Genomic DNA, 4599 nt, shown 5'->3' with positions numbered 1-4599 from the left:
ATAGTCAAGAGCAGGGTCCCCCGGAGTTCCTATGATCTGATCCACACTTGAACACACCACCACATCCGGACCCGCATCAGCTATAGGAGCAACGATTTCTGAGATGTTGATGCAGAGGTTGGGCGTTACGGAACAGCCATTGTCATCCTCCACCAAGGTAATGCAATACTGACCGGGTGTATTCACCGTTTCAGAGCCATCGGCAGCGGTGGTAATTACCACATCATTGGCTCCATCGAGTTGATAGGTAATATCAACCGGGAATGCGCCTGTTACGAGGTAATCCAGGTCAATGTCGGCTCCTTCACAATAGGAACTATCCGCAAATGCCCACTGAGCCGAAGGTAAGTCGTTGACTATGAGCGTGACGGGGGTTCCGACAGAAGTATTTACACAGCTATTTCCATCGGTAACCGAGGTAATAGTATAGGTACCCTCATCACCACTGGTGTACTGCGTGGCTGCGTTGGTAATTCCGTTGAGGTTGATGTCCACAGGGCCGTTGATGCCATCGTCGTAAGCAATTACTACATCCCAGTTGGGCGTTCCAGTCAGCGCAATATCGAAATCCCATGTAGCTCCGTCACATATTTCGCCATCGGCAGTGAGATCGGCGGTGGGCAATGGATTAACGGTAATGGTAGCACTTCCATTGGTAGTCCCTACACAACCGGTGTTATCAATTGTATCTATAGTGTAAATGCCTGCATTGCTCACATCAACCGTATAGGGAGTTGTGGCTTGAGCGGCAACCACCATTCCCACCTGGTTCCCATCTTGCAGAATCTCAAAGTTCCATTCCGGGGTTCCCGTGAGGTCCACTGTAAGGGTGGTGGTCTGTCCGGCACAAATAGTAGCATCTCCCGATATAGTAGCTGTGGGAGTATCGAGAATGGTGAATGGCATTGCTTCGGATATGGAAATGTTGGGATTCCCCAAATCCACAAGACCATTGCCCTGATCGTTGCCGGCGACGGCGACGAGATAATACTCAGTACCATAGGTCAGTGTGCCTGCCATATCGAGGTCAATGTCCACATCCCAGCAATTGGCTGCTGAGATATAGTACACCACGGCACTGTTATAGTCGGCATCACTAATGATCAGAAAACTAAGGACATCGTTTCCATCCAAAAATTCATCACCAGTGGCCGTTGCGCACACCAATCCATCACTACAAAACACCTGAGCTGTAAGATCGATCGTACCGGAATAGGTCAATACCGGACAATCGAACGTATTGATATCCAGCAGGTATGGTGTACAGCCTGAAGCATCTGAGATTTCCCATGTTTCCTCGTCACCTGCCGTCATAACTCCGCTGGTGTAGATATATGGCGGACCGGCAGACAGAACACCTCCCGCATCACTGCCCAAGGTTGGGTTAACATTATACGTAAGTGGGTCTCCCCCGGCGATTTCAAATGCAATTTGAAATTCCTCACCTGTATCGGCACATAATGTATCCATTGGAAGTACCGGTGCAGGTGCATCAAACAAGGTAATGTTCACCAAGCTGGCCGGTGCACTATTACAAGCCGCAGCGGTTGTACTATCGGCGATGTAGATGAGCTCGTAAGAATCGTTGGCTGCCGGGGAAACGGTAAAGGTGAACTGATCCGCAATATCTTCAAAAGTGAGGATGTCACCTGTACTTCCCTCTTCAACCTGAATATCAAAAGGACCTCCCGCAGTTGGGATATTTACCGTAAGCGTTGCGTCCGTTCCGGGACAGATGGTCTGATCCAGATCCAAGGTTGCGGTGGGAACATCCGTCACCTGAATGGTAACATCTGCATTATCGATCTGGGTGCAAATATTGTTGTCGTTGGTAAACGTAAGAATCGAATAGGTTGTAGTTATTACCGGATCCGCCGAAGGTGCGAAGTTGTAGCAACCGTCTGCTCCCAAACTTCCGGCAGGCAGATTGAATGAAGACGCGTTATCAATATCCAGGCTAAACGTATCTCCTGCATCATAATCTGAGAAGCAGAACGTCAACAATGGGGAACCTCCCAAACAAATCGTACTGTCCTGCGAAACCGAAACAGTAGTATAAGTATTCACCTGAATGTCAAACTGTCCGACAGGAGAAGTGGTGGCGCAAGCAGGAACTGAAGAATCGGTAATAGACGTGATCACAACATAAGCATCCTCATTGGGACAAAACTGAATCACGTCACCGTTGATCATTCCCGCCTCAGTGCCCGAGTCTATTACGGAATCATCGGTCGCATTGCGCAATTCCCAATCTACGTTCCATGGAGCATTGCCGGACATATTGCCAATAGCCAGGTCATAGCATGAACCGTCGCATATGATAGTGTTTCCGCTGATATCCACTGTTGGAAGTGGGTTGACTGTAATATCAACACAACTATTCAGCGTGGTTGTGCAGCTGTTGACATCAACAATTTCGGTGAGACAATAGGTCTCCGTACTGGCCGGAGTCACGTCAAAAGTAGCTCCGTTGGCAAGACCTGCAGGAACACCCATATCATTGCCCACTCCATCTTCAAGTGTCACGTTGAACGGACCGTTTCCATTGAGCGTGAATTCCAATGCCTCCGTTTCACCTGCGCAAATGGTCGCATCGGCAGCCAGTGAGCCTGTAGGAAGCGTATTTACAACAACCTCAGCACATGAATTCACGTCCTGATCACAGTTGGTACCCAGGTCGAGCACATTGGTTATGCAGTAGTTGGTAGTTGCAGCCGGTCCTCCCGCAATGAGCCAATCGAATGAATTGAACAGAATATTCATTACGATCGGAGCACCGTTGTTTTCAGTGTAGGTGACATCCCAGGGGCCGGTTCCCGTGAGGTCAAAGTGCAGTACTACATTCTCTCCTGCACATATCGTCGTTCCACCCGAAATAGTTGCGGTTGGCAATGGATCCACGTCGATGTTGAGAAGCGCCTGGTTCGTATTGGCACATAACGGAGCGGTCTGATAAGCAACAGATTCAACGCTCAGGGTCGTCGTAGGATCATCAACGGTAACAGGAATGGTGGCTCCATCGGCAACCGCCATGGACTGATTATTTCCGTCGGCGTCAACATAGTCTACATCGAACGTTCCGGGTTGATCGATATCAATTTCCAGATTGATGGCTTCTCCTTCACAAAGCGTTCCCGGATCGATGAAGCTTGCTGTAACAGTAGGCTTTACGGTAACCGTAACCTGACTGGTTGTATTGTCGGTACAGGAAGGTGTGTTGCTTCCGGTAACAGCCTGTAGTTCATATACGGTAGTCGTTGTAGGGCACACCTGGAATACATCCTGATCCACTACTGCAGGCACCACTTCGGGCGCGCCGGAAGTGAGGTTCATGAGTGTAACACTAAACGGTGCAGTTCCGGAAAGCGTAAAAGTGATATCCGTGCAATCGCCCTCACAGATGGTGGCATCACCAGCTATACTTCCCGAGGGAGGTGGCGCGCTTCCTACGGTGAATGTGGTGTCGCGCATGCACGTAGGCAGCATACTTTGATCGATGACCGTAACGGTGTATGTTCCTCCGGTCAGTCCTGAAATATCTTGCATAATAGCTCCGCCAGGGAACCAACTGTACTGGTAAGGTCCATCTCCGCCGAAGACTTCCAAATCAATCTGCCCGTCGTTCCCATTGCAGGTTTCATCAGTAACAATACCCGGCAATGCATACAGAGATACATCCACGAGGATAGTGTCCCTCCAGTTACATGCTGTGGCGGCATTATTGGCGATCACTTCAATTTCGAGCGGTGAAAGCGGAGTAATATTTTGAATGCCACCAGTGCCCACGAAGCCCGGAGCTTCCACCGAGCCTGAAACCAAATTCCAGGAATAATCACTATCGCCACTCGCCAAGAGCGGCAACATCTCTCCCGCACAAATGACGGTATCGAGAACCGAAGTGAACAAAGTAGTACTGATATCCACGGTAATCACCAATTGATCGGACGTAGGCATGACGCAAGCGTCGTCCATGGCATCGATGGTTATGGTAAACGACCCCGTGGCGTCGTTCGGAACCAGGGCGCAATACTCTGCCTGCACCGGATTGGTACCATTGCTCACCACCTCTCCATCGGGAAAGTTAGCAGCATCGAGAAAATCATCGGTAAGCGTGATCGATCGAAACGGGTTAGCATTAGCGGCTTCTACGGTGAAGCAAAGCGAGTCACCCGCACATACCTCGAGGTGAGTACCACTGATAACCGTGACGTCACTGTGTGCCGAGAGTACACCGGGTGCTGTAAAAGCAGTTACGGAGTTATCACATAAACGAATCGTAAAGGTGAGACTTTCCAAAACGGTACCTACCAGGTTCCCACCACCGTCGAACATGTCGATTTGAATACCAACAATGTAGTTTCCAAACTGATTGGGGGCAGTAAAGGTGATTTCACCTGTTGCCGGATCTATTGCGGCACCAGGTATTGGAGCTGCGCCACTAAATCCCACTTCCCAGGGAGCAGGAACACCACTTGTGGTAAGGACATCTGTAAACGAATATTGCAGGGTATAGCCCGCCGGATTGGAAATGGTGGGCGTGTATGCAACAACATCACCGGTACAGTAATAAGGCACAAAAGGGTCTATAACCACTGATTG

General features: G+C 49.7%; 1 protein-coding gene. It reads right to left on the bottom strand.

Annotated features, from left to right (window positions below; translation table 11 throughout):
- The coding region (locus tag KDD36_14755; protein ID MCB0397909.1) for a SprB repeat-containing protein at positions 1-4575 on the bottom strand (4575 nt) is incomplete at its 3' end.
- Positions 4576-4599: the final 24 nt, after the last annotated feature.

The sequence above is a fragment of the Flavobacteriales bacterium genome, assembly GCA_020435415.1.
GTDB lineage: Bacteria > Bacteroidota > Bacteroidia > JACJYZ01 > JACJYZ01 > JACJYZ01.
Note: the sequence above shows the minus strand (reverse complement) of the source record. Positions and strands in the feature narration are given on the sequence as shown.